The 24,781-nt window shown below is 67.9% G+C and carries 31 protein-coding genes and 1 pseudogene; 11 read left to right on the top strand and 21 right to left on the bottom strand.

Features of this window, described 5'->3' with window-relative positions; all coding sequences use genetic code 11:
- Window positions 1-194: 194 nt before the first annotated feature.
- Window positions 195-1,805, bottom strand: a complete 1,611-nt coding sequence (gene purH / locus LT974_RS02840; protein ID WP_232589149.1) for a bifunctional phosphoribosylaminoimidazolecarboxamide formyltransferase/IMP cyclohydrolase — start codon at window positions 1,803-1,805, stop codon at window positions 195-197.
- 168 nt (window positions 1,806-1,973) lie between these two features.
- On the opposite strand from purH, the gene purB reads away from it, so the two are divergent.
- Entirely contained in the window at window positions 1,974-3,350 is a 1,377-nt protein-coding gene (gene purB / locus LT974_RS02835; RefSeq protein ID WP_232589148.1) for an adenylosuccinate lyase, read from the top strand.
- 27 nt (window positions 3,351-3,377) lie between these two features.
- Here the strand turns inward: purB and LT974_RS02830 are convergent, their stop codons facing one another.
- Genes LT974_RS02830 through LT974_RS02815 form a run of 4 tightly spaced genes read right to left on the bottom strand, consistent with a single transcriptional unit; the run spans window position 3,378 to window position 4,855 of the window.
- Window positions 3,378-3,998 (bottom strand): hypothetical protein, encoded by a 621-nt coding sequence (locus LT974_RS02830; RefSeq protein WP_232589147.1) that lies wholly within the window; start codon window positions 3,996-3,998, stop codon window positions 3,378-3,380.
- A gap of 29 nt (window positions 3,999-4,027) precedes the next feature.
- Window positions 4,028-4,324, bottom strand: coding sequence for a type II toxin-antitoxin system RelE family toxin (locus LT974_RS02825; RefSeq protein WP_232589146.1), 297 nt, complete (start codon window positions 4,322-4,324; stop codon window positions 4,028-4,030).
- 10 nt (window positions 4,325-4,334) lie between these two features.
- Window positions 4,335-4,607 (bottom strand): ribbon-helix-helix domain-containing protein, encoded by a 273-nt coding sequence (locus LT974_RS02820; RefSeq protein WP_232589144.1) that lies wholly within the window; start codon window positions 4,605-4,607, stop codon window positions 4,335-4,337.
- A gap of 38 nt (window positions 4,608-4,645) precedes the next feature.
- Window positions 4,646-4,855, bottom strand: a complete 210-nt coding sequence (locus LT974_RS02815) for a winged helix-turn-helix domain-containing protein (protein ID WP_232589143.1) — start codon at window positions 4,853-4,855, stop codon at window positions 4,646-4,648.
- A 17-nt stretch (window positions 4,856-4,872) separates the two neighbouring features.
- Here LT974_RS02815 and LT974_RS02810 point away from each other — a divergent pair, with 17 nt between their 5' ends.
- Together LT974_RS02810 and LT974_RS02805 are read left to right on the top strand one after the other, a co-directional pair.
- A complete protein-coding gene (locus LT974_RS02810) occupies window positions 4,873-5,358 on the top strand; it encodes a hypothetical protein (protein ID WP_232589142.1) in 486 nt (161 codons plus the stop codon).
- A gap of 201 nt (window positions 5,359-5,559) precedes the next feature.
- Complete coding sequence (locus tag LT974_RS02805; protein WP_232589141.1) at window positions 5,560-5,700, top strand: zinc ribbon domain-containing protein; 141 nt, start codon at window positions 5,560-5,562, stop codon at window positions 5,698-5,700.
- On the opposite strand, the gene LT974_RS02800 is transcribed toward LT974_RS02805, so the two are convergent.
- The 6 genes from LT974_RS02800 to dapA are packed head-to-tail and all read right to left on the bottom strand — an operon-like array spanning window position 5,672 to window position 11,379.
- Window positions 5,672-6,742, bottom strand: a complete 1,071-nt coding sequence (locus tag LT974_RS02800) for a M20/M25/M40 family metallo-hydrolase (protein WP_232589140.1) — start codon at window positions 6,740-6,742, stop codon at window positions 5,672-5,674. The genes LT974_RS02805 and LT974_RS02800 overlap by 29 nt on opposite strands.
- Window positions 6,735-7,553, bottom strand: coding sequence for a diaminopimelate epimerase (dapF, locus tag LT974_RS02795; RefSeq protein ID WP_232589139.1), 819 nt, complete (start codon window positions 7,551-7,553; stop codon window positions 6,735-6,737). Before dapF ends, LT974_RS02800 begins: the two co-directional genes overlap by 8 nt.
- A 22-nt stretch (window positions 7,554-7,575) precedes the next feature.
- Window positions 7,576-8,808 carry a diaminopimelate decarboxylase gene (gene lysA, locus LT974_RS02790; RefSeq protein WP_232589138.1) on the bottom strand — a complete coding sequence of 411 codons (1,233 nt, stop codon included), beginning with the start codon at window positions 8,806-8,808 and terminating at the stop codon, window positions 7,576-7,578.
- Complete coding sequence (locus tag LT974_RS02785; RefSeq protein WP_232589137.1) at window positions 8,805-9,683, bottom strand: 2,3,4,5-tetrahydropyridine-2,6-dicarboxylate N-succinyltransferase; 879 nt, start codon at window positions 9,681-9,683, stop codon at window positions 8,805-8,807. The genes lysA and LT974_RS02785 overlap by 4 nt, the downstream gene beginning before the upstream one ends.
- A complete protein-coding gene (gene dapB / locus LT974_RS02780) occupies window positions 9,680-10,477 on the bottom strand; it encodes a 4-hydroxy-tetrahydrodipicolinate reductase (protein ID WP_232589135.1) in 798 nt (265 codons plus the stop codon). The genes LT974_RS02785 and dapB overlap by 4 nt, the downstream gene beginning before the upstream one ends.
- On the bottom strand, window positions 10,474-11,379 hold the full coding sequence (gene dapA / locus LT974_RS02775) for a 4-hydroxy-tetrahydrodipicolinate synthase (RefSeq protein WP_232589134.1): 906 nt from the start codon (window positions 11,377-11,379) through the stop codon (window positions 10,474-10,476). The genes dapB and dapA overlap by 4 nt, the downstream gene beginning before the upstream one ends.
- A 290-nt stretch (window positions 11,380-11,669) precedes the next feature.
- On the opposite strand from dapA, the gene LT974_RS02770 reads away from it, so the two are divergent.
- Both LT974_RS02770 and LT974_RS02765 read left to right on the top strand, forming a co-directional pair.
- The gene (locus LT974_RS02770) at window positions 11,670-12,311 is read left to right on the top strand and encodes a metallophosphoesterase family protein (protein WP_232589133.1); all 642 of its coding nucleotides are present in this window, start codon (window positions 11,670-11,672) and stop codon (window positions 12,309-12,311) included.
- 48 nt (window positions 12,312-12,359) lie between these two features.
- Window positions 12,360-12,857 (top strand): LabA-like NYN domain-containing protein, encoded by a 498-nt coding sequence (locus tag LT974_RS02765; protein WP_232589132.1) that lies wholly within the window; start codon window positions 12,360-12,362, stop codon window positions 12,855-12,857.
- Between the two features lie 11 nt (window positions 12,858-12,868).
- On the opposite strand, the pseudogene LT974_RS02760 reads toward LT974_RS02765, so the two are convergent.
- Window positions 12,869-13,258, bottom strand: a pseudogene (locus tag LT974_RS02760) (zinc ribbon domain-containing protein); the annotation flags it as partial.
- 158 nt (window positions 13,259-13,416) lie between these two features.
- On the bottom strand, window positions 13,417-13,605 hold the full coding sequence (locus LT974_RS02755) for a hypothetical protein (RefSeq protein WP_230887681.1): 189 nt from the start codon (window positions 13,603-13,605) through the stop codon (window positions 13,417-13,419).
- Between the two features lie 101 nt (window positions 13,606-13,706).
- Between LT974_RS02755 and LT974_RS02750 the strand changes: the two genes are divergently transcribed.
- The 3 genes from LT974_RS02750 to LT974_RS02740 all read left to right on the top strand — a co-directional run bounded on the left by LT974_RS02750 (window position 13,707) and on the right by LT974_RS02740 (window position 15,498).
- Window positions 13,707-14,177, top strand: a complete 471-nt coding sequence (locus tag LT974_RS02750; protein ID WP_232589131.1) for a PUA domain-containing protein — start codon at window positions 13,707-13,709, stop codon at window positions 14,175-14,177.
- 218 nt (window positions 14,178-14,395) lie between these two features.
- The gene (locus tag LT974_RS02745) at window positions 14,396-14,782 is read left to right on the top strand and encodes a nascent polypeptide-associated complex protein (RefSeq protein ID WP_232589130.1); all 387 of its coding nucleotides are present in this window, start codon (window positions 14,396-14,398) and stop codon (window positions 14,780-14,782) included.
- Window positions 14,779-15,498 carry a methyltransferase domain-containing protein gene (locus tag LT974_RS02740; protein ID WP_408611693.1) on the top strand — a complete coding sequence of 240 codons (720 nt, stop codon included), beginning with the start codon at window positions 14,779-14,781 and terminating at the stop codon, window positions 15,496-15,498. Before LT974_RS02745 ends, LT974_RS02740 begins: the two co-directional genes overlap by 4 nt.
- Window positions 15,499-15,729: 231 nt before the next feature.
- On the opposite strand, the gene LT974_RS02735 is transcribed toward LT974_RS02740, so the two are convergent.
- From LT974_RS02735 to LT974_RS02725, 3 genes are read right to left on the bottom strand one after another with little or no spacing between them, the layout of a single operon-like run.
- Entirely contained in the window at window positions 15,730-16,044 is a 315-nt protein-coding gene (locus tag LT974_RS02735) for a transcription factor S (RefSeq protein ID WP_232589129.1), read from the bottom strand.
- A 38-nt stretch (window positions 16,045-16,082) separates the two neighbouring features.
- The gene (locus LT974_RS02730) at window positions 16,083-16,340 is read right to left on the bottom strand and encodes a DUF5789 family protein (RefSeq protein WP_232589128.1); all 258 of its coding nucleotides are present in this window, start codon (window positions 16,338-16,340) and stop codon (window positions 16,083-16,085) included.
- 49 nt (window positions 16,341-16,389) lie between these two features.
- Window positions 16,390-17,160 carry an enoyl-CoA hydratase/isomerase family protein gene (locus LT974_RS02725; RefSeq protein WP_232589127.1) on the bottom strand — a complete coding sequence of 257 codons (771 nt, stop codon included), beginning with the start codon at window positions 17,158-17,160 and terminating at the stop codon, window positions 16,390-16,392.
- A gap of 79 nt (window positions 17,161-17,239) precedes the next feature.
- On the opposite strand from LT974_RS02725, the gene LT974_RS02720 reads away from it, so the two are divergent.
- Window positions 17,240-17,752, top strand: coding sequence for a DUF5797 family protein (locus tag LT974_RS02720; RefSeq protein WP_232589126.1), 513 nt, complete (start codon window positions 17,240-17,242; stop codon window positions 17,750-17,752).
- A 267-nt stretch (window positions 17,753-18,019) separates the two neighbouring features.
- On the opposite strand, the gene LT974_RS02715 is transcribed toward LT974_RS02720, so the two are convergent.
- Both LT974_RS02715 and LT974_RS02710 read right to left on the bottom strand, forming a co-directional pair.
- Window positions 18,020-19,036 carry a DUF5787 family protein gene (locus tag LT974_RS02715; RefSeq protein ID WP_232589125.1) on the bottom strand — a complete coding sequence of 339 codons (1,017 nt, stop codon included), beginning with the start codon at window positions 19,034-19,036 and terminating at the stop codon, window positions 18,020-18,022.
- A 100-nt stretch (window positions 19,037-19,136) separates the two neighbouring features.
- Window positions 19,137-19,568 carry a bis(5'-nucleosyl)-tetraphosphatase gene (locus LT974_RS02710; protein WP_232589124.1) on the bottom strand — a complete coding sequence of 144 codons (432 nt, stop codon included), beginning with the start codon at window positions 19,566-19,568 and terminating at the stop codon, window positions 19,137-19,139.
- A gap of 125 nt (window positions 19,569-19,693) precedes the next feature.
- Here LT974_RS02710 and LT974_RS02705 point away from each other — a divergent pair, with 125 nt between their 5' ends.
- On the top strand, window positions 19,694-20,026 hold the full coding sequence (locus tag LT974_RS02705; RefSeq protein ID WP_232589123.1) for an uS10/mL48 family ribosomal protein: 333 nt from the start codon (window positions 19,694-19,696) through the stop codon (window positions 20,024-20,026).
- 62 nt (window positions 20,027-20,088) lie between these two features.
- Here LT974_RS02705 and LT974_RS02700 read toward each other — a convergent pair whose 3' ends face one another.
- Together LT974_RS02700 and LT974_RS02695 are read right to left on the bottom strand one after the other, a co-directional pair.
- Window positions 20,089-20,352 carry a DUF7513 family protein gene (locus tag LT974_RS02700; RefSeq protein WP_232589122.1) on the bottom strand — a complete coding sequence of 88 codons (264 nt, stop codon included), beginning with the start codon at window positions 20,350-20,352 and terminating at the stop codon, window positions 20,089-20,091.
- A complete protein-coding gene (locus tag LT974_RS02695; protein ID WP_232589121.1) occupies window positions 20,349-21,905 on the bottom strand; it encodes a Na+/H+ antiporter NhaC family protein in 1,557 nt (518 codons plus the stop codon). The genes LT974_RS02700 and LT974_RS02695 overlap by 4 nt, the downstream gene beginning before the upstream one ends.
- An 87-nt stretch (window positions 21,906-21,992) precedes the next feature.
- Between LT974_RS02695 and LT974_RS02690 the strand changes: the two genes are divergently transcribed.
- Window positions 21,993-23,330, top strand: a complete 1,338-nt coding sequence (locus LT974_RS02690; protein WP_232589120.1) for an amidohydrolase — start codon at window positions 21,993-21,995, stop codon at window positions 23,328-23,330.
- Here the strand turns inward: LT974_RS02690 and LT974_RS02685 are convergent, their stop codons facing one another.
- On the bottom strand, window positions 23,331-24,746 hold the full coding sequence (locus LT974_RS02685; RefSeq protein WP_232589119.1) for a geranylgeranyl reductase family protein: 1,416 nt from the start codon (window positions 24,744-24,746) through the stop codon (window positions 23,331-23,333). It abuts the gene before it with no gap.
- Window positions 24,747-24,781 lie beyond the last annotated feature (35 nt).

Raw genomic sequence — 24,781 nt, 5'->3', positions numbered from 1 at the left:
GCGGCCCGCTTTAGGCTGTCGGACCCGGGACTGGGGCATCTCTCAAAGCGCCGTTTGACTCTCCAGAACGAACTTGGTACCGGCAGGCGACGACCCAACTGGAGCGCCACCGGCCCGCGGAACCCCCCACCTCCAATCCCCTCTCACCTGTGTCAGCCCGCTGGCGCTCCACTCTCCTTCGAAAACGAGACTGGTCAGTCGTGTCTGAAGGTGCGGTGCCCGGTGAACACCATCGCCATCCCGTGCTCGTCGGCTTCCTCGATGACGTCCTCGTCGTTGACGGAGCCGCCGGGCTGGATGACGGCTTCGACGCCCGCGTCGGCGGCGGCCTCGATGCCGTCCGGGAACGGGAAGAACGCGTCGGAAGCCATCACGGAACCCTCAGCGCTCTTGCCGTCGGCGTCGCGTTCAGCCTTCTTTGCGGCGAGTTCGACGGCGTCCACGCGGGAGACCTGCCCGACGCCGAGTCCGACCGTCTCGGTGCCGTCCGCGAAGAGGATGCCGTTGGACTTGACGTGTTTGAGCACGCGCCACGCGAACAGCATCGTCTCGACTTCGTCGTCGGTGGGCTCGCGCTCCGTGACGACTTCGAGGTCGTCGCGGTCGGGGGCCCAGAGGTCGCGCTCCTGCACGAGGCGGCCGCCGACCAGCGGCTTCTCCGTGAGCGTCTCCGAAACCTCGCCGAGCGGGCCGGTTTCGAGCACGCGGAGGTTGTCCTTGGCGGTGAGCACGTCGAGCGCGGCGTCGGTGTAGCCGGGCGCGACGACGACCTCCTTGAACGAGTCGACGACGAGTTCGGCGGTCTCCTCGTCGCACTCGCGGTTGAGGGCGACGATGCCGCCGAACGCGCTCTTGGCGTCGGTGGCGAGCGCGTCGGCGTAGGCTTCGGCGAGCGTGTCCGCGACCGCGGCCCCCGCAGGGTTAGTATGCTTGATGACGGCAGCCGCCGGCTCGTCGAACTCCTTGATGAGGTTGAGCGCGCCGTCGGCGTCGTTGTAGTTGTTGTACGAGAGCGCCTTCGCGCCCTCGTTGCGCTGGTCGGCGTGGACGACGCTGGCCTCCTCGCAGGTGTCGTCGCGGTAGAGCGCGGCGTCCTGGTGGGGGTTCTCGCCGTAGCGCAGGTCGCTGTCGCGGTCGTTGCTCACGAGCCGGCGCACCGGGAAGTCGCCGCCCGTGTCCGCGTCGACGGTGACGCCGTCGTCGGTGACGTCGAGGTCGCCGTTCGCGGCCCAGCGGACGGCGCGCGGGTACGCCTCGAACTCGGCGTCGTAGAGCACGCGCTCCTTGAGGTCGCTCGTGTCGTCGTCCGCGTAGACGGGGACCGGCTCCTGGGTGACGACGGGGCCGGCGTCGACGTCCTCGGTGCGGACGCTGCCGTCGTCGGCGACGGCGTTCGTCACGACGTGGACGGTGCAGCCCGTCACGGAGACCTCCGCGTCAAGCACTTGCTCGTGGGCATCCGTGCCGGGGAACGACGGCAGGAGGCTCGGGTGGACGTTCAGCGTGAGCGGCGTCGCGTCGAGGAACACCGCCGAGAGCACGCGCATGTAGCCGTCGAGGCAGACGAGGTCGACGTCGTACTCTTCGAGGGCGTCGACGACGCGCTGTTCGTGGTTGCGCCGGGACTCGTCCTCGCGGTGCTCGACGACTTCCGTGGGGATGTCGCGCGCGTCGGCCGCGTCGAGAACGGGCGCGTCGGCGTCGTCGGCGAGCACGACGGCGAGGTCGGCGCCGCCGGGACGCAGGTCGTCGATGTGCAGGAGGTTTCGGCCGCGGTTGCTGGCCAAGCCGGCTACGTTCGTCATGCCACAACGACCGGCGCCCGTCGGCAAAGTGGTTGCGGTTCGCTCCCGGGGAGTATGCACGAACTGGCATAGAAACGCGCGACTACTGCCGAAGTTACTGCGAGTGTATGCACGCTCGTGGTTCGCTCGACCGGCAGGCTTTTGCCGCGAGCGCGGCCACTCCGAGGCATGACCGACACCCACGCCCTCCACGCCGTGACGCCGCTGGACGGCCGGTACGCGGGCCGCACCGAACCACTGCGGGAGTACGCCAGCGAGGCGGCGCTGATGCGCGCTCGCGTCCGCGTCGAAGTCGAGTACTTGCTCGCGCTCGCCGACCTCGACCCGATTGACCTCGACCTCACCGATGCTGAGCGCGAGACCCTCCGCGCGGCCTACGACGCGTTCGACGACGAGGACGCGGCGCTCGTGAAGGCAATCGAGACCGAGGGCGCGCGCGGCTACGACGCCACCAACCACGACGTGAAGGCCGTCGAGTACTTCGTCCGCGAGCACGCCCCCGAGCGCGCGCACCCGTGGATTCACTTCGCGCTCACCAGCGAGGACGTCAACAACCTCGCGCACCGCCTGCTCGTCAAGCCCGCCGTCGAGGACGTGCTCGTGCCGGAGCTCCGCGAGGTCCGGGACGCGCTCGTGGAGTTCGCGCACGACTACGCCGACCTCCCGATGCTCGCACGCACCCACGGCCAGCCCGCGACGCCGACGACGTTCGGCAAGGAGATGGCCGTCTACGCCGCCCGCCTCGGCCGCGCAATCGCGCGCGTCGAGGCCGCCAGCGGCGACCTCGCGGGGAAGCTCGCGGGCGCGTCCGGCACGTGGGCCGCCCACCACGCCGCGTTCCCCGAGGTCGACTGGCGCGCGTTCTCCCGCGAGTTCGTGGAAGGGCTCGGGCTGGCGTACGTCGAACCAACTACACAGGTGAATCCGAGCGACGACCTCGGCGCACTGTTCGACGCGTTCACGGGCGTCAACGGCGTGCTTCTGGACCTCTCGCGTGACGTCTGGCTGTACGTCTCCCAGCGCTACCTCGGACAGGACGCCGCCAAGTCCGAAACGGGGTCCTCGACGATGCCGCACAAGGTCAACCCCATCGACTTCGAGAACGCCGAGGGCAACCTCTCGAAGGCCGACAGCGACCTCGACTTCCTCTCGGAGTACCTCGCGACGAGCCGTCTCCAGCGCGACCTCTCGGACTCGACGGTCAAGCGCAACATCGGCGCGTCGCTTGCGTACTGCCTGCTCGCGTACACGAAACTCCAGAACGGGCTCGCGAAGGTCACGCCCAACGAGCAAGTCATGCGCGAGGACCTCGAAGCCAACCCCGAAGTCGTCGGGGAGGCCGTCCAGACGATTCTCCGCCGCGAGGGCCACGGCGACGCCTACGAGCGCGTGAAGGAACTCACGCGCGGCGAGCGCGTCACCCTCGACGATTTCCACGACCTCTTCACGAACCTGGACGTCGAGGCGTCGGTGCGCGAGGAACTACGCGCGCTCACGCCCGCCTCGTACACCGGCGTCGCCGGTGACCTCGCGCGGGACGCCTGACTACCAGTTGTTGAAAACACGGTCATTCTATTGTGTCCGGCGTCGAATCTCGAAACCAGTGTTCGAGCTTCTATCCTGCAACTGGCGGACCAGCGTTTCGGTCTCACTCGCGTAGTAGTGCCGGTCGTCTTCGTCCATCCGGCCCGGTATTCGGTTCAGCGTCGGCTGATTCATCGAGCTCTCGATGCCCAACGAGTCCCGGATTTCAGTGTCGTTGATGGCACGCGCCACACCCGACTGGTTGAGTGTCGAGCGGTCGAAGAACAGATACAGCCGCGTTGCGTCCTCGCCGTCCAGATTCTCGGTGAGGTTCTCGTTGTCCCTTGCGACCAGTAGTAGGGACGAATCTGGACGTTCCCGAGAGCCTCTGCAAGCCGGTTTTCGGGCGTCTCCGGTGCGTCTGGCCGGTTCCGTCTTTCCGCCCGCCGATGGACGCGGTAGGCGCGTGATTTGATGGATTCCCACAGCGGCGGCGTGATGTTCTTGGCCGGGTTTCGGCTCAGGAGTGCCGTGTACGCCCACGGATCTGTCCGCGGGTCGTCTGGCAGCTTGCTCTTGGCTCGGTGTATCGTTTCGATATCTCCGCCTTCTCCTGCCACCGCTCGTGGATTTCCCCCTTCGATTCGGAATCGCGGTCGGCGTCGTCATCTTTCTCCTTCGCCACGGCCTTTCACCACCTACTCATCACGCCACGACCCCCATACCTCCCGATACTTGCCGAGTTCGCGGTACTCCTTCTTCCGCTCAAAGGCGTCGATGCCGTAGATTACCTCGTTGTCCTTGTCCCAATCGATCAGGACGCGGAAGTCACCGACACGAAGCTTGTAGCCAGGGTGGTTCTTCAACCGGTCAAGGAAGTGGTCCGGGAAGTCGCCGATGTCCCCCAGCTTGTTGATGATCCGTTCAGCGTCCTCTGTTTCGAACTGCTCCAGCGTTTCGACCAACGTCTCCGTCAGAACGACCTCGTGAGCCACCGCTCAGCCCTCAGTCGTCGATACCGAGGCGTTCGCGGGCCTCGTCCGTGGACATCGTCCGTCCCGCCGCGACGTCCGCGTAGCCCTCCGAGACGCCCTCCTGCGCTCCGGGCGTCAGAATTGGCTCCGTGGTGTCGCGTAGCACCTCACGAATGAACTCCGAGCGGTTGGTGTACTCCAGTTCCTCGGCCAGTTCGTCGATCTCTTCGAGAAGCCGCTTCGGGACCTTCACGTTCAACTTCACCATGTCCCCGTCGCCGTTGTCGTCCGCGCCCGTGCTCATACGTCGTGGTACGCGAGTGGTACTCAAAGAACTGTCGCTCAGTCGTTGCGGGGATCATCAACCAGTTCGTAGAGGCCACTCTCGTGAACCTTTTCGACATGTCCACCAACTACAAGAACATTCAGACGGTTGTGGATGGTCTGTTTCGACAGACCAGTACAATCCACAAGAACAGCAGGCGTACACCTCCCTTTCTGGAGTTCATCGAGTATCTCTCGGTCACTCTCTATCAACTCGTCCGCTTCCATCTTTGTTGCTCCCACGTATGAACGACTACCCGAACACGCGCCGGATGAAGGATGGCACCGGTCACGCACTCACCGGGATCTACGCCTCGGAGACCTGGAGCAGATCGACGCGGGCCGAGTCCGAGGACTTCGGCGACGTCACGGAGCTGGAGTTCTACCAGTACGCGCTCCAGTGGGGAATGGGCATTAGCCTGAAAATCAGGAAAGGGGACGTTGAAACGTCCATCTCCCTCGATGTTGACCGCGCCGAACTGCTCGGGCGATGGCTCATCGAGGCCGCCCGCGACACGAAGCGGTGGCGGGCGGAAAACCCCGACGCGTGGAACTACGAGATGGACACCAGCGACAACGTGCCCGACCGAATCGACGGGCCTGCTGTGGGCGAAGGTGAGTTGGGAAGCGACCGGGTGAAGTACTTCGGCGACCGCCCGGTGGAGACCGCGAAGAACGGCCTCCAGCGGGTCGCTCACACTCCCGATACGGCTTCGGAAAACTGCGGCTGAAGCCCCTCGGCGAACAGTATCAGTAATCAGAGAAGTAACGACTAACAGGCCACCAATAGAACACCAGATTCAGGATGAATCGGGCGAGAAAGATACAGCGATGGGGCTGCATAAAGAAATCGTATTACCGACAACTGGTAGGCGACGCCGGCTCCATCTCGGCGACTGGCTCCGGGCTCTCCAAGCTGCGACATCCAGACGGTGGCCTGCACGTCCTGCGGGTACACCGAACTGTACGCGGACGTCGCCTCACGCGGCACCGACCTCGCGGACGTCGCCTCGCGCGGCACCGACCTCGCGGACGTCTTCTTCGTTAGACCACCGAGTCCAGCGCGGCCGTGACGATTTCGGCGGCGCGCTCGACATCCGACCGATTGACGTACTCGCGCTGGGCGTGTGCGACCGGCCCCTCGTCGTCGGCGAGCACGCCCGGCCCGAAGACGACCGTGGGTGCGTCCACGGCGAAGTAGGAGGCTTCCGTCGCAGCGCCGAACGGCCGCGGGCTGCCAGCGCCCGCGTCCACGAGCGCTTCGACGACGGCGCTGTCGTCGGCCGTGTCGAACGCTTCGAGGAACGGCGTCTCCCGCTCGGCCGGCCCGACCGCGACGACGACGTGCTCGGGGACCGCGTCCCGGACGTGCGCCGCGAAACTGTCGAAGAACTCCGTCTGCGTCTCCGGCGGGACGGTCCGCCGGTCGAAGACGATGGTGCAGTCGTCGGGCACGCGGTTCGCGGCGTCCCCGCCTGCGATGCGCGTGGGCGTGAGCGTCGGCGGCCCGAGTTCCGGGTGCTCGGCAGCGCCACGGGACGCGTCGTACGTCCGCACCGCTTCGAGCGCGTGCTCGGCCGCGGCGACCGCGTTCGCGCCCGTCTCGGGTTCGGCGGCGTGCGCACCCTCACCCGCGAGTTCGACGGTGCCCTGGAAGCGGCCGCGGGCGCTCGTGCACGCGTCGAGGTCCGTCGGCTCGCCCACGATGAAGCCGTCCGCGTCGAGGTCGAGGGCGGCCGCGCCCATCGAGTCCGTCTCCTCGTCGGGCGTAATCGCGAGCGTCACCTTCCCCTCGTCGGCGTCGACGGCGAAGAACGCCGCGAGCAGCGCGGCCAGCGGCCCCTTCGCGTCGCAGGCGCCCCGCCCCTCGACGACGTCGCCGTCCCGCGCGAACTCGACGTGCGGCGGCACGGTGTCGATGTGCGTGTTCAGGACGACGTGGGGCTCCCCACGTCCTTTCGACGCGAGGACGTTCCCGGCGTCGTCGACCTCGGGGTCGTGGCCGCGCTCGCGCAGCGTTTCGACGAGCAACTCGCGCATCTCCTCGACGTCCTCGTGGGAGGGCGTGCGGACTGCGCGCTCGTGGAAGTCCAGAACGGAGAACGAGTCAGGCATCGAGCTGGCGCGCGGAGACGACCTCGGCTTCGCCGTCGAGTTCGTGCTCGGTCGGGCCCCGCAGCATCGCGGTGGTGCCCGAGAGGTCGACGCGGAGTTCGCCGCCCGGCGGCCGGACCGCGACCCGGTCCCCGCAGCGGCCCTCGCGGCGCGCGACGGCGGCGACCGCGACCGCGCCCGTGCCACAGGAGTCGGTCTCGCCCTCGACGCCGCGCTCGAACGTGCGCTGGCGGAACGCGTCCTCGCCGTCCGGGGACGCGAACGTGACGTTCGCGCCGTCCGGGAACGCCTCGTGGTGGCGGATGTCAGGGGCGGCCGCCTCGATGTCCACGTCGTCGACGTCGTCGACGAACACGACGGCGTGTGGCACGCCCGTGTTCACGGCGGTGACCTCGTAGCCCGCGAGTTCCTCGCGGTCCATCGGCTCGTCGCGGAACGCCGGCACGTCGCGGGGCGCGAACGACGGCTCGCCCATTTCGACGGTGACTTCGGCGCCGTCGAGGTCCGCGCGCCGCGTCCCTGCCTGCGTGTCCAGCATGACGGCGTCGGCACCGGTCTGCTCGGCGACCCAGCGGGCCGCACAGCGCGCGCCGTTCCCGCACATGTCGGCGGTGGAGCCGTCGGGCTGGCGCAGCGTCATCACCGCACGCGGCGGCGTGTAGCGGTCCTCCAGCGCGAGGAACAGGATGCCGTCGATGCCGAGATCGGCGCAGAGCCGTTCGGCGAACGCCCCGCGGTCGGGGACGTAGTTCGACGCGTCGACGATTGCGAAGTCGTTGCCGGTGCCGTGGTATCGTTCGTAGGGAATCATCGTTGTGGGGCGAGTACAGAGGTCATCGTTCTGGGGTGGTGAGGTCGGATAGCGAGTCGCGTTCGCGGGCGAGCCGGTGGTCGCCGCCCTCCACGGCGACGACGGCAGGTCGCGGTCGGGAGTTGTACTGGGACGCCATCTCGACGCCGTACGCGCCCGCGTTCCCGACTGCGAGCAGGTCGCCGCGCTCCGGTCGTGGGAGCCGGCGGCGCTGTGCGAGTACGTCTGTGCTCTCACAAATGGGCCCGACGACCGTAACTGTACGGTCTGGGCGGTCGTGGCTGTCGCGGGTCAGCGTGCGCGCTTCGTGGTGGGCGTCGTAGAGCGCGGGCCGCAAGAGCGTCGTCATGCCGGCGTCGACGCCCGCGAGCGTCGGGCCGTCGGTGCGCTTGACGGTGTTCACTTCCGCGAGCAGGACGCCCGCATCCGCGACGAGGAAGCGCCCGGGTTCGACGACTAGTTCGGCGTCCACGTCCGCGAGCGCGTCCCGGGTCGCGTCCGCGACTGCGTCGAGGTCAAGCGGGTCTTCCTCTGGGCGGTACGGAACGCCGAAACCGCCGCCGACGTCCACGAACTCCAGGTCCACGGGCGCGTCGCGTGCGACCGCGGCGAGGCGTTCGACGACCTCGCGGTGGGCGTCGACGTCCGATTCGGAGAGCATCCCGCTGCCGACGTGGGCGTGAATCCCGATCACGTCGAAGCCGCGGGCGTCGGCCTCGCGCAGCACGTCCGCCGCGCGGTCGTGGGAGATGCCGAACTTGGCGTCCGCACCGGTCGCCACCTCGTCGCTGTGGCCGGCACCGACGCCGGGATGGACGCGGACCGCCAGCCGGCCGTCGAAGCCGCGCTCTTCGAGGCGGTCGATTGTGTCGCGCGCACCCACGACGAACGTCGCCTCGGGTGCCGCGTCGAGCACGTAGTCGAGGTCGCGGGCGGGCGGATTGACTGCCGTGTAGTGAATCTCGTCGGGCTCGTAGCCGGCGTCGAGCGCGCGGTACACTTCGCCGGCGGACGCGCACTCCGCGCCAGCGCCCGCGTCCCGGAGCGCTTCGAGGACCGCACGGCCGGCGTTGGCCTTCACGGCGTAGTGGACGTCCGCGTCCGGGAACGCGGCCGAGAGCCGGTCGTAGTTCTCCCCGACGCGGTCGAGGTCCTGCACGTACAGCGGCGTGCCGTACTCGGCTGCGAGGTCGCGGAGGTCGGCCGCCGACCAGTCCGCGAGCCGCCGCACGGCGGGGGCCTCGACGCGCGTCACGACCGGAGAACCTCCTCGCGCTGGGTCGCGTCGAGCGTCTCCGCTTCGAGGTCCATCGCGACGACCGCGGGCTTGAACGCGCCGCCGTCGAAGAGGTCGTGGTCGCCGACGCTGGACTCCACGTAGCGCGTGAATGCGCGCCGCTCGGGCGGCAGTTCGCCGTACAGAATCTCTTCCTCGACGAGGTCGTAGACGGGGATGCGCGGCGTCAGCAGCGTGTTCTCGCCGACCACGGAGTCCTCGCCGACGACGAACCCGGACGTGACCCGGCAGCCCGCGCCCAGCGAGACGCCGTCCTCGACGACGACGGGCGCGCTCTCGACGGGTTCGAGCACGCCGCCGATGAGCGTGTTCGCGCCGAGCTTCACGTCCTCGCCGATTTGTGCGCACGAGCCGACGGTGTCACAGGAGTCGACGAGCGTGCCGTCGCCGACGTGCGCGCCGATGTTCACGAACGCCGGGGACATCACGATGCAGTCCGAGCCGAGGTGCGCGCCGCGACGGAGCACCGTGCCGTCGGGCGTGTTCCGCGTGCCCCGCTCGTAGAGGTCGTTGGTGTCGCGCAGCGGGAGCACGTCGTGGTAGGTGACGTCGCCGTACTCGCGGGGCTCGGTCTCCCGGAGCGCGAAGTTCAGGAGGACGCCGCGCTTGACCCACTCGACGGCCTCCCACTCGCCACCGGACTGCTCGGCGGCGCGCACGTCCCCGGCTTCGAGCGCGTCGAGGAACGCTTCGAGCGTGTCCGCGTCGTCGGCACTCGCGGTCTCCGCGGTCAGGTCGCCGTCGACGGCTTCGCCGTCTGCCTGAGGCGTCTTCGACGCCTCTCCGTCTTCGTGTCGTTGCCACAGGTCTCGTACGTCAGATTCCAGACTCATAGTTCGGAAGCAACCTCCTCGAATCGGTAGAACTGGGCGGGCTGGTCGGCGAGCCACGCGGCGGCGTCGAGCGCGCCCGCCGCGAACACCGACCGGTCGCCCGCGCGGTGTGTGAGTTCCAGCACTTCGTCGTTCCCGGCGAGCAGCGCCTCGTGCTCGCCGGTGACGTCGCCGGCGCGGCGCGCGTGCACGCCGATTTCGCCGTCCTCGCGGGGCTGGTCGCCCACGCGTCCGTGGACGCGCTCGGACTCGCCGCTATCGCCGGTCGCCGCGCTCCCGGCTCCTCGTTCCGCGGCCTCACTGCGCTCGGCCGCGCGCTCGATACGGTCCAGCAGCACGTTCGCCGTGCCGCTGGGTGCGTCGCGCTTCCCGTTGTGGTGGGTCTCGGTGACCTCGACGTCGTACTCGGGGAGCGACCCGACTGCCTGCTCGACGACGTCCAGGAGGGCTTGGATGCCCCGCGAGAAGTTCGCGCCGAGCAGCACGGGCGCGTCGCTGCCCGCGTCCCGGAGCGCGTCCAGTTGGTTGTCGTCGAAGCCGGTGGTGCCGACGACGATGGGGACGCCGGCGGCCGCGCAGGCGGTCACGTACTCCACGCTCGCCTCCGGCACGGTAAAGTCCACGACCGCGTCAGGATTCTCGGCCGCCACCAGCGACGCGAACTCACTGGCCGGGTCGAGGTCGCTGCCGGGGTTGCGGGTCGTCGCGAACGCCACCTCGACGCCGCGCTCGGCGGCCTCCTCGCGGACCTCGCGGCCCATCCGCCCGGTCGCACCAGTAACCCCGATTCTCATGCGGGTACCTCCGCGTCGTCGAGCGCGTCCAGGGCCTCGCGGAGCCGTTCGCGCGTCTCCTCGGAGGCGTCAGTGAGCGGCGAGCGGTAGTTCGCGGGGCCGTGGCCCAGAATCTCCTGGGCGGCCTTGACGGGAATCGGGTTCGTCTCCGCGAACAGCGCGCGGTTCAGCGGTTCGAGTTCCTGGTGGCGCTGGCGCGCGGTCTCGTAGTCGCCGTCGTGGGCCGACCAGACGAGGTCGCTGACGCGCTCGGGTTCGACGTTCCCGGTGACGCTGATGGTCCCGGTGCCGCCGACCGAGAGGACGGGCAGCGTCAGGCCGTCGTCGCCGGAGAGCACGCCGAAGTCCTCCTCGCGCGTGCGCTCGACGACCTCGCTGACGCGGCCGACGTCGCCGCTGGCGGCCTTGTAGCCGACGACGTTCTCGTGGCTCGCGAGCGCCTCGGCGGTCTCCACGGCGATGTTGCGGCCGGTCCGCGAGGGCACGTTGTAGATAATCTGGGGGGCGTCCACGCGGTCAGCGATTTCCCGGTAGTGGGCCTCCATGCCCTCCGGCTCGGGCTTGTTGTAGTACGGCGAGATGAGCAGCAGGGCGTCCGCGCCCGCGTCCACCGAGCGCTGGGAGAGCCCCAGCGCCTCGTGCGTCGAGTTGCTGCCCGCGCCCGCGATAATCGGGACTTCGTCGCCGGCCTCGGCGACGACGGCCTCCACGACCTCGACGTGCTCGTCGTGGGTGAGCGTCGCGCTCTCGCCGGTCGAACCCACGGGCACGAGGCCGTCGACGCCGCTGTCGACGAGGCGTCGCGCGTGCGCTCGCAGTCGGTCGAAATCGATACTGCCGTCGGCCGCGAACGGCGTCGTCATCGCCGGGAAGACGCCGTTCACGAATGTTGTGTGGTCCATCTGGGTTTGGGTGTCGCGTCGGAGTCGGTGTGCGGGCCGTGCGTCCGTCGGCGGCCCGGCACGGGAGCGCTACGCCCGCAGCGAGCCGTGCGTGTCGACTGTGCTGCGTTTGCGTTTACCCGAGAAGGAGACGGCACTCTCGACGGCGACGAACCGTGTCCCGAGAGCACCACTCATACGCTCAAGCGTGGGCGTCCGGGAGTAAAGAGTTGTCGCCGCGCGCAAGGACTGCCGGCCCGGGAAGCGCGCACCGGGAGGTTTTTGCCGCGTCTGGTCGCAGGTCCGTGTAGATGCTAGTCCTCGGGGACGCACACGCGAGCACGCCCGACCGACGGCAGTCGCTGTTTGCCGCGTACCGCGCGGCCGACGCCGACGTCGCGCTCCAGGCCGGGGACCTCATGTACTACGACCTCCCGATACCGACCCACTTCATCGGCGGCAACAACGAGGACTTCGACGTCGTCGAAGCGCTGCGCCACGGCCGCATCGAGAGCGACGACGTCTCGAACACCCACCTCCTCCACAGTACCGCCGAGACCGTCGACGGGCTGCGCGTCGCCGGCCTCTCCGGGAACTACGCGCCCACACAGTTCGAGAAGTCCCGCGAACAGCTCTACGACGACCGCCGCCGCCACTTCGTGCGCGACGACGTCGAGCGGGCCAAACAGCTCGACGACGTCGACATCTTCCTCGCGCACGAAGCCCCCCATGGGCTCCCCGTCACCGAGGAGTACGACGTCGGCTGCAAGCACATCGACGACGTCCTCGAAACTCTCGAACCCGACCTCTGTCTGGTCGGCCACCACCACGAGCACGCCGAGAGCGAGTTCGGCCCCACGCACGTGGTCTCGCTGGCTCCCGCGTGGGACTCGTACTACGAACTCGACGCCGAATCGCTGTCGCTGACGCGTCACGACACGCCGCCCGCCTGACCCGGCGGGTCGCGCACCTTCTTTACGGCACCAGCGCGTACGGTCCGTATGGCTCCAATCCAACCGGGGCAGCGAGTCGCCGTGCTGGCCGACTCGCAGAACCTCTATCACTCCGCGCAGAGCGTCTACTCTCGGAACATCGACTACTCCTCGCTCCTCGAAAAGGCCGTCCAGGACCGCGAGCTGACGCGCGCCATCGCGTACGTCATCCGCGCCCAGTCCGAGGACGAAGACAGCTTCTTCGACGCGCTGCGGGACATCGGCTTCGAGACGAAAATCAAGGACATCAAGACGTTCGGCGACGGCTCGAAGAAGGCCGACTGGGACGTCGGCATGAGCCTCGACGCGGTGACGCTCGCCGACCACGTCGACACCGTCGTGCTCTGTACGGGCGACGGCGACTTCTCGCGGCTCTGCAATCACCTCCGTCACGAGGGCGTGCGCGTGGAAGTGATGGCCTTCGAGGAGTCCACAGCGGAGGAACTCGTGGACGTCGCGGACGCGTTCGTCGACCTCAGCGAGCGAGAAGAGACGTTCCTGCTGTGAACTACCCTACCCTACTCGCTCACGGCTGACGCCGTTCGCTCCTTGGGGGTAGGGCTTCCTGCTTCCACGACGCGCTTTGCAGGAACCGTAGTGGTTCCCGTAGGGAGCGCAGTCTCCACAGGCGTTAACGAATCACTCTGCGATTCGTTCGCACACCAGAAATCTTCGATTTCTGGGGACGTTGATTCGGAGTATCCCACTCCTACATCTTCGAGGCCGCGAGAAAGAATGTTCCACGCCGCGTTCGCGTCCCTGTCCGCCTCAAACCCGCAGGCGGGACAGGAGTGTTCACGGACCCACAACGGCTTCTCCGTCGAGACGCCGCAGGACGCGCACTCCTTGGTCGTCCCTCTCGGGTTGACCGCCACGAAGTGCACCCCCGAGTCGAGGTCGTACTCTATTGGGTTCGTCCTGTAGTACGGTACCTAATGCAAAAATATTGCGATTGCGTGGGCCTGTGGGCCTGCCACCGAATCGTGCGGCGCTGTATCCCCTCCCTGCTCGCGCCTTCCCTTCGGTCGGCGCTCGCTGAGGAAGGGGGCTTAGCGCCTACTTTCAGCTAAACCATCCGGCCGTCGGTGCCGGTCGACCCCATCAACAGCGACCCGGCCGCCAGCAGCGTCGTCGCGACAGCCGCCACGACCAGCAGCAGCGTCGTCCCCGAGGGGTCGAAGCTCGCCCACACCAACATCGCGGCACCGACAGCGAGCAGCACCGCCGCAATCCCGATTTTCGCGGTCTCGTTCATGCCTCCGGGTTGCGGCCCACACCACATAAACGCATCCACTTTCCGGACGCCCACGACGGCGACCCGAAGTGGCTTTACGCCCGCCAGCCGACCCTCGACGCATGCAGGACGCGGACGTGAAATCGCTGCGGACCGTCGCCGACTACCAGTTCGGAGCCGGCGCGGGCGCGGCGCTGTTCCCGCCGGAGGAACGCTTCGAGGTGCAGCGCTCGACCACCGGCCGCCCCCAACAGGTCGCCCGCGACGACGGCGCGCGCCTCGTCTCCGTCGGGATGGACGGCCGCTTCACGCTCGGCGCTGCGGGTGGCCGCCGGCTCGTCGACAACCTCGCGCATCCCGCGGCGCGCGTGGTCGTCGGCGACGACAGCGAGCCGTTCGTCCGCGAGGGGAAGAACGTCTTCTCGAAGTTCGTCCAGACGGTCGATCCGGACGTCCGCGCCGGCGACGAGGTCGCTGTCGTCCACGAGCGCGGCGCGCTGCTCGCGGTCGGCCGCGCGGAACTCGACGCCGGCTCGATGCTCGACTTCGACACGGGAATGGCGGTGATGGTGCGGGACAGCGTCCAGAAGTAATCACCGGACGAGCGAAGCGAGTCCGGGCCGAGGAGCGACTGTAGGGAGTGGTTCGAAAGGCGCTTCGTGCCTTTCGTCATCACGAAGGACGGCGGAGCCGTCTTTCGAACGATGACGCTGGCTTTTGGCCGAGATTTTGCAAACGGGGGAGCGCAGCGACCGAGTGCAGCAAAAGGTCGTTCGTCATCCTTTTCACACCGCGACGCGACGCTTCGGGCATGTTTGGCGGAGGCGGCATGAACCCCCAGAAGATGCAACAGATGATGAAACAGATGGGCATCGACGTCGACGAAATCGATGCCACCGAGGTCGTCATCAAGCGAACCGACGGCGACCAGCTCGTCTTCGACAACCCGGACGTCACGAAGATGGACGCTCGCGGGCAGGAGACCTACCAGATTATCGGCGAGCCCGAGACCGTCGAGAGCGCGGGCGAGGTCGAAGCCGCCGACGAAGCCGCCGACGAAGGCGGTAGCGACGGCGGCATTCCCGAAGACGACATCGAGCTGGTCGTCCAGCGGACCGGCGCCACCGAGGCCGACGCGCGCGCGGCGCTGGAGGCGACCGACGGCGACCTCGCCGCGGCTATCTCCCGGCTGGAGTGATTCTGCTCGTTCGGGAGGACAGAGAGTTCCTCGCTGCACCGGGCGACGAAGTCCACACCGACCTCGGCGTCATCGACGTCCCCGAGAGCGTCGAACCCGGTGAGACGGTGGAGACGCATCTCGGCGAGCCGTTCACCGTCCGGGAGCTTCGCGGCCCGGACCTGTTCAACCACCTCGACCGGACGGGCGCACCGATGATGCCCAAGGACATCGGGCTGGTCGTCGGCCACACGGGCGCGTCGCGGGGCGACCGTGTGCTCGACGCCGGCACCGGCACCGGGGTGCTCGCCGCCTACCTCGGACGACTGGGTGCGGACGTCGTGACCTACGAGCGCGACCCGGAGTTCGCGGAGGTCGCGCGGGAGAACATGGAACTCGCGGAAGTCGCGGACACGGTCGACGTTCGCACGGGCGACGTGACCGACCACCTCGACGACCTCGCGGCGTTCGACCTGCTGACCTTGGACACCGCGAACGCGCCGACGGTCGTCGAGCGCGCGGACGACCTGCTGGTCTCGGGCGGCTACGCCGCCGTCTACTCGCCGTTCGTGGAGGACGCACGCGAGGTCAACCTCGCCGCCGAGGACGCAGGCCTGGCGAACGTGGAGACGATAGAGACGATTCAGCGGGAGATGGACCTCGACGAGCGCGGCTCGCGGCCATCGACGGCGGGCGTCGGCCACACCGGCTACTTGACGTTCGCGCGGAATCCGTAGCTGTCCGGCGGCTCGTTCTCGGGGACGGCTCGCCGCCTCGCTGCATCCACCGTCCCGCGCTCGATTACTGCATGGCCGTCGCTGGTCGCGCTTCGGTATTTAAAATTAGCGAGCATACGCGCGGCTCCGCCGCGCGTTTCACTGCGCGAACGGAGTGAGCGCAGGACGTTTTTAGCGTAGATTTTTACTATGGGGGTGCCCAGGCGCACCCCCATAGTAAAAAGGTACGTTCTAGTTGTCGTCTTCGCGCCAGCGCTGCTCGCACTCCGTGCAGATGAAGAAACGCGTCTCGGATTCGTCGGCGGACCGAATCTGCTGCATGTACCAGTGAGCGGTGTCGTTCTCACAGTTCGGGCAGACCACTTCCGTCGTCGGGAGCCCACGGTCCTGGGCGTCGCTGACGTCGACGATTTCGGTCTCTTCCTGCCCTTCGGTGACGACGAAGGAGGCGTCGGGGTCTTTGGGCTGTTTGTTCCCGCAGCCGCCGCAGACCCAGAGGCCGTCCTCCGCTTTCATCATCGAGCCGCACTCGTCGCAGAACTCCATACGACGTGAACGCCGTCGTGTAAGTTAAGCCCCTTGTTTCACCCGTCGCCCTCCGATTGGCCGGATTCGCCGACGGCTTCCGTCGGGAGGTTGTTGTAGAGGGCGGCTTCGAGGTCGTCGGGGCTGACGAACACGTCCTCGGTGACGCGGCCGACGACGTCCCCGAGGCGTTCTTCGCCGTCCGCGTACCGCAACACAACGTCGTCGAACTCCGCGAGGACGTCCTCGCGGGTCGCGGGGTAGGTGAGCGAGTCGAGTTCCGCCCGGAGCTCGTTGAGTTTCACGTCGGGTGCCATGCTGGACCGTACCAGGCATACGTCCCTAACTGTTGCCCCTCTAATTGGACTACTCGAAGTCCGGTTCGCGGTCGTCGAGGAACGCTTGCATGCCTTCGCGCTGGTCGTGGCTCCCGAACAGGCTCGCCCACGTCCGGCGTTCGTACTCCAGCCCGGCGTCGAGTGGCGTCTCGTGGCTCTGGTTGATAGCGTCCTTGGCGGCGCTGAGCGCCGTCTGTGACTTGGTCGCGAGGTCGGCCGCGAGCTCGGCGACGTGGTCGTCGAGCTCGTCGTGTGCGACGACTTCGCCGACGAGGCCTTCCTCGTAGGCGTCGGTGGCGTCGAGACGGTCGCCGAAGTAGACGAGGCGGCGCGCGGTCTCGTCGCCGACGAGCTGGGGCAGCCGCTGGGTCGCGCCCCAGCCCGGGATGATGCCGAGGTCGATTTCGGTCTGCCCCAGCACGGCGGTCTCGCTGGCGACGCGGAGGTCGCAGGCGAGCGCGAGCTCCATCCCGCCGCCGAACGCGTAGCCGTTGATGGCGGCGACGACCGGCACGGGGAACGACTCGATGGCGTCCGCGAGGTCGTGACCGAGTTCGGCGTACTCGTGGGCTTCCTGAGAGTCCATCTCGGCCATGTGGGCGATGTCCGCGCCCGCGACGAACGCGTCGTCGCCGGCACCCGTGAGCACGAGCACGCGAGCGTCCCGCCGTTCGGCCTCCTCGACGGCGTCGTGGAGTGCGTGCAGCGTCTCGACGTTGAGCGCGTTCAGGCTCTCGGGGCGGTCGACGGTGACGGTCGCGACGCCGTCCTCGAACTCGGAGCGGACTGTGTCTGCCATGCGCGTGTGGACGTGGACGGCGCAAATAATGGCCGGGGTCTTCGCAAGCCCGAAATACTGGCGCTGAGTACCGACTTCCATGACCCTCTCCGAGGAGGACCGCGAGCGGCTGGCGGACATCGTGGAACTCCAGCCGACGAAAAACGGCGTGCTCCAGGACCGCTGGGACGTGGAAAGCGGCAGCGACGTCCACCAGTACCTCGAGTCGGAGCTGCGGGACTACTACTACCGCGACGAGAACAGCCTGATTCGCGCGACCGCGGAGGCCGCCGAACTCGTCGGGAAAGCGCCCGAGAGCGGCGAGGCACCCGCCGTCCACATGTCCGAGAACGAGCGCCGCGTGTTCGCGGTCATCGCCGGCCCGGACGAGCGCGCCGAGAGCGTCGTCTCGGTGCTGCACGCGGTCCGCGACGAGTTCGACGTGCCCGACCTCGAATCGGCGGACGTTCGGCGCGCGCTCCAGACGCTCAAGCGCAAGGGCATCGTGACCGTCGAACACCGCACCGTCCCGACGTACAAGCTCGCGGTCCCGCGCGAGGACGTGAACATCGCGGAGCGCGACGACGAGCAGTCCGCCGCCTCGGAAGCCTGACGCTGCCGGCCGCTCGTGCCGACTGTCGCTGTTGATTATGTGGTAAATGTGGGACACTATCCATCTGGAGACCGTATCTTCGAGTAGTGGTTTTCCATGCCCTACACGGTGACCTGCACACTGTGTAGTTTCACGCGCGAGATGGAGGCGTTAGACGACGTCTTCGAATTCCGCGACGAACACCAGGCGACGTACGGCGACGAACACGTCATCGAGTTCGAACTCGTCCAGTAGCGCCCCTCCGACGTCCGAGACGAACCCGACCAGCTACCGCTCTCGCTGCCGGCGTTCGTCGAGGATGCGCCGAATCGTCGCGCCCGGCCCACCCTCGATTGGCCACCCGCCCTGTCGCCACGTGGGTGGCTCGGGCTCGTACTCGGGACACGATCCCGAGCACTCCGCGGCCGTCTGTTCGCGGCCCTTCGCTGCGCAGTACGGCACGTAACCATGTGCGTCTCGCTGGACCGCGAAGTGCCGGCAGTCCGGCCGCATCGTGTCGAGGTACGACCGCCAGCCCCGTTCGTACGCGCGTTCGGCGATAGCGAGTCGCTTGTCGGCCTTCCAGTCGGCGTCGACGTACTCGAAGCTCGCGGGCGACTGGTCGAACTCGCTGCCGGCGGGCCGCTCGGTGATTCTGGTGCCGACGCCGTCGGGAGAGAGCGACCGCGGGTGCCACGCAACCGACGCCTCGCCGTCCGCGAACGTGAGGACGCCAGCTTCGACTGGCATCTCCGCGAACAGCGCGCGCTCGGTGCCGCGCTCGTCGCTGGACTCGGTCGCCAGCCACACCTCGTCGGCGAGTCCGAGCGCCACGTCGCGCTCCAGTTGGTCGGCGAGCGCGTCCGCCGCGGCGGCGTCGAGGTCGGGCTTGTTCTCGATTGCGACGATGCGCTCGACCCAGTCGGGGTACGGCCACTTCCGCTTGAGTTCTATCTTGTTCCCGTTCCGCCGCGTCTCCACGACGCCGCGGTCGGCGGCCTCGTGGATTGCCTCGCGGACGTAGCGCCACGGGTAGCCGGGGTGCGGGAGCGCGTCCCGGTAGTACTGCCAGTCCTCGGGTGCGTTCCGGACGACGTGCAGGAGGTCCGAGTCGAGTCGGTCGGTGCCGAAGTTCGCGCGCGCCGCCAGCGCTTCGGGGTCGACCTCCACGACGACGGTGTCCCAGCGCCGCCGCTTCGTGCCGAGCTGGCGCGCGACGATGCAGGGGCGCTCGCCGTCGGGGTGCCAGTGGTGTTCGGCCCACGCGCAGACGCGGAGTTCGAACGCGAACTCGGAGTCGACCACGAGAGGGGTGAGGCCGCTCGTCCTCCTACGTCTTTCGCTGATCCCGTCGGGAGAGAAGCACCGCTACGGGGCAGTAAAATAGCGACCGGTGGGAGACCGGTCAGGCTTCTTCGAGTTGCTGGTCGATGAACTCGTGGGCGTCCCGGAGGATGTCCCGCGGGCCGTCCTGCGTAATCGTGTTAATGGCCTGCTCGTAGTCGCGCCACTGCAGGTCCGAGTGTTCGTTCGACAGTTCGGCGCTCGCCTCGAAGGACTTCGCGACGAACAGGTGGACCGTCTTGTGGATGCGAGTGCCGTTTGCCTCGAACACGTAGTCGTAGTCGTCTCGGAAGCCGTCCAAGAGCCGGAAATCCTCGATGCCGGCTTCCTCCTGTACCTCTCTGATAGCCGTCTGCTGGAGCTCTTCGTCCCCCTCCACGCCGCCCTTCGGGAACTCCCAGTCCCCGGGCCGGCTCTTCAGGAGGAGGTATTCGCGCCGGTCCCGCGTGTCGCGGAACAAGATGGCTCCGGCGCTGGTCGCTTCGACCGTCATTAACACGAAGTAGTGGACGACCAGTTAAGAGAATGTCGGAGTGGGTGGGTGACTGGCACGCGCCAGCCCGCTAAACACACGCTTTTTCACGGTGGAGCGTGTGCGTTCGTACAGCACCCCCAGCTATGACCTTCGTCACAAAACTCTCGCTGAAGAGCGGCGACCGAGCCGCCCTCGACGGCGTCGTCGCCGACATCAAGGCGACGTGCCGTCGAAAGGGCGCGGAAATGAAAGGCCCGCACTCGGACAGCCCGGACGAGCAGTCCGTCCCGCTGTACAGCTGCCTCGGCGGCCGCGACGACGAGAAGACCGGCGCGTGGCACTACACGGTCTACCGCCGCCGCATCGAACTGTACGGCCACGACGACCTCGCCCGCGACATCATGGAGCGGAATTTCCCGGACAGCGTCCACGTCGAGGCCGAACTGGAGCAAGTGAAGCCGCTGGGTTCCTCGTAGCTGGGATTTCTCTCTAACTCTCCTGGACGACGTCGAGAAGCGATAGCGACGGCGCCGGCGAGCTAGAACGAGCTCTCGCCGACGGTTTCGAGGTACTCCGCCTGCCCGACGTGCGTGTCCTCGTTGAATCCCTCGACGCGCAGGCGCACGAGCGTGTCGACGGGGTCGGCGGGCGCGTTCGAGATGCGGAGCTTCGAGTCGCCGACGCGCGCGACGGCCGTCCCGTCCTCGACGCCGGTAACGAACGCCGTAATCTCCTCGCCGGCCTCGAACGCCGGCGTGTTCGTGCGGAAGCCGACGCCCGCGAGGAACGAGCCGAGCGTCATGCGCGACTCACCTCCTCGGATTCGCGGTCGCTAACGTACTCCAGGCCGTACCCCGTGACGGCGGCCGCCAGGAAGACGAAAAAGAGCAGCCAGCCGTGGAAGACGAACGGCCAGACGTCGATGGGGTTGACCACGGGAATGTTCTCGCCGAGCCCGCGCATCGCCCCGTAGCCGGCGAGCACGCCGCCACCCCACGGGAAGATGTAGCCGAGCGCGCTGGTGTTGGCGTCGAGGATGTTCGCGCGCCGGTAGCCGTTGATGTTGAACCGCTCGCCGATGCGCGCGATGTACGGCGCGATGGCAATCTCCGCGGCGGTGTTGATGGTAATCATCGCGTTGACGGTCGCGGTGCCGAGAACCATCGTGGTCTCGGCGCGGCGGACGTTCGTCGCGACGCGGTTCAGGAGGAACGCCTGAATCGCCTCGAAGCCGCCGCCCTGAATCATGATGCGGGCACCGGCGACGATGAGCAGCGTGAGCACGATGAGCGGGAAGAACCCGGACGCGCCGCCGTAGAGGCTGCCCACGACGCCCGTGCCTTCCTCGACGGTGAGCACGAACGGCAGCCAGTCGAGGGACTGCGCCAGCCCGGAGCTGGCGGGCGCGCGGAACAGCAGCGCGGGCGCGGTCTGGAGCCCGCTCTCGATGACGCCCCACGACGCGAGGAGGGTGGAGCCGACGTTGAACACGAGCGCGACGATGATGCCCCACGAGATGGCTTCGACGATGTGGCGGCCGGCGACCGCGAGGCCGATGACCGTCAGCATCGATAGCACGTGGACGAGTCCGAGCGGCTGGCCGTCGAGGGACGCGCTCGCGCTCGTGGCGACGTCCGAGCCCGGCATCACCTGGCCGGCGACGACGTAGCCGGCGAACGCAATCACCGCGGCGAGGATGGCGTACTTGAACCGCGACGCGACGACGCCGCCGATGTCGGCGTCCTGCGTGACCGCGGAGACGATGGTGGTGTCGCTGACCGGGGCGAGGTTGTCGCCGAAGACGGCCCCGGAGAGGATGGCACCGAACAGCAACACGGGGTTCGCGCCGAGCAACACGCCCGCGGGGTAGAACAGCCCCGTGAACGCGATAGTCCCGCCGTACCCGGTACCGATACCGGTGGTGAACAGCGCGGCGAGCAGGAACGTGACTGCGGGGAACAGCGGCCCGGAGACGCTGGCCACGTCCGCGGCCCAGACGAGTCCCTGCACGAAGCCGCCGTCCTGGAGCAGTTGTGCGAACATGCCGGCCCACAGCCACGCGACGATGGCGGTGGCTGCGACCCGCTGGGTCATCCCTTCGAAGATGGTGTTGGCGTACGACGCCCACGACCCCTTCGTGAAGAACATGCCCACGACGAGCGCCGCGAGCATGCCGATGACGAGGCCGGTCGTGTCGCTGACCTGCAAGACGCCGCTCTGGAAGATGGCCCACGCGACGAAAAGCACGAGCGGCATCGCGCTCGCGATGCGGCCACCGTAGAACTCGATGTCGTGGCCGCCGCCTTCGCCGGAATCGTGTAATTCGTCCGCTACGTCGCTGTCGTCGGTTGCCATACGTGTTTCCCTCACTTCGCCGCACGTATTAAAAACCTACATCGTGGGACGTGACGGTTTATGTGGTAGCCGCGCCTCCCCGGAGACATGAGCGCTGACACGGCCGAGCGGCTGGTGGCCCTGCGCCGGGACCTCCACCGCCACCCGGAGCCGGCGTGGTGTGAGTTCTACACGACCGCGCGCATCGTCGAGGCGTGCCGACGAATCGGCGTCGACGAATCGCAACGCGATTCGTCTGCACACCAAAACTCTCCGAGTTCTGGGGGCGTGGACACACTCCACGTCGGCCGCGACGCAATCGACCCGGAGGCGCGAATGGCGGTGCCCGAGGACGACGAACTCGCGGACTGGTTCGAGCGCGCCCGCGACGAGGGTGCGGACCCAGAGATTCTCGAACGACTGGAGGGCGGCCACACGGGTGCCGTCGCGATGCTCGAACGCGGCGAGGGGCCGACCGTCGCGCTACGGGTGGACATCGACGCGCTCCACATCACCGAGTCCGAGAGCGGCAACCACCATCCCGCGAGCGAGGGGTTCCGCTCCGAGCACGAGGGGCAGATGCACGCCTGCGGGCACGACGGCCACGCTGCCATCGGCGTCGGCGTCCTCGAAGCAATCGCAGCCAGCGACTTCGCGGGCACGTTCAAAGTCGTCTTCCAGCCCGCGGAGGAGCGCGTCGGCGGCGGGAAGGCCGTCGCGGAGAGCGGTCACCTCGACGACGTGGACTACCTCTACGCGGTCCACCTCGGCCTCGACTACCCCACGGGGGAGGTGGTCGCGGGCATCGACGGCTTCCTCGCGGTCAGCCACCTGCTCGCGGAGTTCGACGGCGAACCCGCGCACGCCGGAGCCCACCCCGAACAGGGCCGGAACGCGGTGCAGGCGATGGCGACTGCCATCCAGAACCTCTACGCGATTCCGCGCCACGACGGCGGCGCGACGCGCGTGAACGCCGGGCGCGCGGGCGGCGGCACCGCGACGAACATCATCCCCGAGGACGCCTTCGTCGAGGGCGAGGTCCGCGGCGAGACCACCGAGCTGATGCGCTACATGAAGGAGAAAGCCGACCGCGTGCTGCACTCGGCCGCGGAGATGCACGACTGCGAGGTCGAACTCTCCACGAAGGGCGAAGCACCGAGCGCCACCAGCGACGACGAACTCCGCGACGTCTTCGGTGCGGAAGCCGCGGACGTGGCGGGCGTCGATTCTGTTCTGGACCGCGACGACCTCGGCGGCAGCGAGGACGCCACCTTCCTCATGAAACGCGTGCAGGAACAGGGTGGCTTGGCGTGTTACGTCTGCGTCGGTACCGACCACCCCGGCGGCCACCACACGTCCACGTTCGACGTGGACGAGCGGTCGATTAGTATCGGCGTGGAGAGTCTCACAGAAGCGATTCTGCGGGTGGCCCGCGAGCAGCCGTAGTCAGTACTTCGGGTCCGCGCCAGTGACTTCGTAGACGTCGTCCATGATGTCGTCTCGCTGGGTCTGCCAGTCGGCGAGCGCGTCCGGGCTGGAGGGGTAGTTCTCGTAGTGCTCCAGGAGGCGGTCGGCCTGCTGTTTGGTCTTGTAGAACTCCCAGATGTTCGACCAGTAGCCGAAGGACTTCAGCGCGGTGACGACCTTCAACTGGAGGCTGAACTCCGTGCTGCCGCCGTAGAGCGCTTCCGCGAGCTTCTCGCCGGGGAGCGACGCGAGCAGCCCCATCAGGTCGTCGACGTCGACCGCCGTCGAGAGGATGTTGTAGACGTCGAGCGCGGCGTAGCGCGCGCCGTAGTGGTCCATCACGCGCTCGTTGTACTCCCAGAGCATCGCCTCGGAGACGTCGCCGGCCTCGATGGCGTCGATGGCTGCCTCGGCGGCGTACTTGCCGGCGTACGCGGCGCCTGCGATGCCGCCGCCGGTCGTCGGGTTGACGTGCGCCGCGGCGTCGCCGACGGCCATGTAGCCGGGCGCGGTCGCGGAGTCGTACGGCCGCCGCGTCGGCAGCGCCGCGCCGAGCTTGTCCGTGACCTCGCCGCCCTCGAACTCCTCGCGCTGGCGGAGGTCCTGCTTCAGGTCGTCGACCAGTTCCATGGGCTCCTCGTTCATCTGGAAGCCCAGCCCCGCGTTGATTTCGGTGCTCGTCCGCGGGAAGTACCAGAGGTAGCCCGCGGCGCGCTCCGTGGGCTTGAACACGAGCGCGTCGTCCCACTCGACCTCCTCGGGGACTTCGACGATTTCGCGGTACGCCGAGCAGAACTGCGAGTAGGAGACGTTCGTGTCGAAGGTCGCGTTCGAGAAGTCGGTCTTGTCCTGAAGGATGGAGAGCGCGCCCGCCGCGTCGACGACGACGTCGGCGTCGAACTCGTGGACGCCGCCGCGGCGCGTGCCCTTCACGCCGGTGACGGTGCCGTCGTCGTCCTGGAGCACGTCCTGCACGACGACGTCGTAGTAGAAGTCCGCGCCCGCGTCCTCGGTCGCCTCGATGATGCGGCGGCCGTACTCCCACCGGTCGATGACTGCCAATTCGCCGGGGACGGGGATTTCGAGGACGGTGTCCTCTTGAGGAATCTCGAAGCGCCCGTGGTCGACGCCCGTGTTCGTGAACGCGGGCTCCAGTCGCTCTTTCGGGATGGCTTCCGGGAACGCGTCCGCGCCCTTCAGGGCGTCGCCGCAGGCGATGTGTCCGGCTTCCGCCTCGGACTTTCGCTCGACGACGGCGACGTCGTAGCCGGCCTTCGCCACCGTCGCGGCCGTGTAACAGCCCGCAGTGCCGGCCCCGACGACGACTACATCCCCAGACCACGTCTGGGGAGTCGACTCGCTGTGCGAGTCGGTCTCGGACTCGTGGGTGGTCATACTCTTCGGGTTCGCGCCCGCGAGGAAAACTCTTT

It is taken from the genome of Halobacterium noricense, assembly GCF_021233435.1.
In the GTDB taxonomy this organism is placed as follows: Archaea; Halobacteriota; Halobacteria; order Halobacteriales; family Halobacteriaceae; genus Halobacterium; species Halobacterium noricense.
This window is presented reverse-complemented; position numbering and strand designations above follow the sequence as displayed.

What these genes read in the sequence shown, in the direction of transcription:
- LT974_RS02700 (WP_232589122.1), bottom strand. Translation starts at nt 20,352, where the DNA reads ATGACGCTCGGCTCGTTCCTCGCGGGCGTCGGCTTCCGCACGAACACG.
- LT974_RS02735 (WP_232589129.1), bottom strand. Translation starts at nt 16,044, where the DNA reads ATGGAGTTCTGCGACGAGTGCGGCTCGATGATGAAAGCGGAGGACGGC.
- purH (WP_232589149.1), bottom strand. Translation starts at nt 1,805, where the DNA reads ATGACGAACGTAGCCGGCTTGGCCAGCAACCGCGGCCGAAACCTCCTG.
- LT974_RS02815 (WP_232589143.1), bottom strand. Translation starts at nt 4,855, where the DNA reads ATGGAAGCGGACGAGTTGATAGAGAGTGACCGAGAGATACTCGATGAA.
- LT974_RS02690 (WP_232589120.1), top strand. Translation starts at nt 21,993, where the DNA reads ATGAGCGCTGACACGGCCGAGCGGCTGGTGGCCCTGCGCCGGGACCTC.
- LT974_RS02820 (WP_232589144.1), bottom strand. Translation starts at nt 4,607, where the DNA reads ATGAGCACGGGCGCGGACGACAACGGCGACGGGGACATGGTGAAGTTG.
- LT974_RS02750 (WP_232589131.1), top strand. Translation starts at nt 13,707, where the DNA reads ATGCAGGACGCGGACGTGAAATCGCTGCGGACCGTCGCCGACTACCAG.
- LT974_RS02710 (WP_232589124.1), bottom strand. Translation starts at nt 19,568, where the DNA reads ATGACGGTCGAAGCGACCAGCGCCGGAGCCATCTTGTTCCGCGACACG.
- LT974_RS02695 (WP_232589121.1), bottom strand. Translation starts at nt 21,905, where the DNA reads ATGGCAACCGACGACAGCGACGTAGCGGACGAATTACACGATTCCGGC.
- LT974_RS02705 (WP_232589123.1), top strand. Translation starts at nt 19,694, where the DNA reads ATGACCTTCGTCACAAAACTCTCGCTGAAGAGCGGCGACCGAGCCGCC.
- LT974_RS02720 (WP_232589126.1), top strand. Translation starts at nt 17,240, where the DNA reads ATGACCCTCTCCGAGGAGGACCGCGAGCGGCTGGCGGACATCGTGGAA.
- dapB (WP_232589135.1), bottom strand. Translation starts at nt 10,477, where the DNA reads ATGAGAATCGGGGTTACTGGTGCGACCGGGCGGATGGGCCGCGAGGTC.
- LT974_RS02800 (WP_232589140.1), bottom strand. Translation starts at nt 6,742, where the DNA reads ATGCCTGACTCGTTCTCCGTTCTGGACTTCCACGAGCGCGCAGTCCGC.
- LT974_RS02755 (WP_230887681.1), bottom strand. Translation starts at nt 13,605, where the DNA reads ATGAACGAGACCGCGAAAATCGGGATTGCGGCGGTGCTGCTCGCTGTC.
- LT974_RS02810 (WP_232589142.1), top strand. Translation starts at nt 4,873, where the DNA reads ATGAACGACTACCCGAACACGCGCCGGATGAAGGATGGCACCGGTCAC.
- dapF (WP_232589139.1), bottom strand. Translation starts at nt 7,553, where the DNA reads ATGATTCCCTACGAACGATACCACGGCACCGGCAACGACTTCGCAATC.
- LT974_RS02685 (WP_232589119.1), bottom strand. Translation starts at nt 24,746, where the DNA reads ATGACCACCCACGAGTCCGAGACCGACTCGCACAGCGAGTCGACTCCC.
- purB (WP_232589148.1), top strand. Translation starts at nt 1,974, where the DNA reads ATGACCGACACCCACGCCCTCCACGCCGTGACGCCGCTGGACGGCCGG.
- LT974_RS02730 (WP_232589128.1), bottom strand. Translation starts at nt 16,340, where the DNA reads ATGGCACCCGACGTGAAACTCAACGAGCTCCGGGCGGAACTCGACTCG.
- LT974_RS02785 (WP_232589137.1), bottom strand. Translation starts at nt 9,683, where the DNA reads ATGAGTCTGGAATCTGACGTACGAGACCTGTGGCAACGACACGAAGAC.
- LT974_RS02765 (WP_232589132.1), top strand. Translation starts at nt 12,360, where the DNA reads ATGGCTCCAATCCAACCGGGGCAGCGAGTCGCCGTGCTGGCCGACTCG.
- LT974_RS02745 (WP_232589130.1), top strand. Translation starts at nt 14,396, where the DNA reads ATGTTTGGCGGAGGCGGCATGAACCCCCAGAAGATGCAACAGATGATG.
- LT974_RS02770 (WP_232589133.1), top strand. Translation starts at nt 11,670, where the DNA reads ATGCTAGTCCTCGGGGACGCACACGCGAGCACGCCCGACCGACGGCAG.
- dapA (WP_232589134.1), bottom strand. Translation starts at nt 11,379, where the DNA reads ATGGACCACACAACATTCGTGAACGGCGTCTTCCCGGCGATGACGACG.
- LT974_RS02830 (WP_232589147.1), bottom strand. Translation starts at nt 3,998, where the DNA reads ATGACGACGCCGACCGCGATTCCGAATCGAAGGGGGAAATCCACGAGC.
- LT974_RS02725 (WP_232589127.1), bottom strand. Translation starts at nt 17,160, where the DNA reads ATGGCAGACACAGTCCGCTCCGAGTTCGAGGACGGCGTCGCGACCGTC.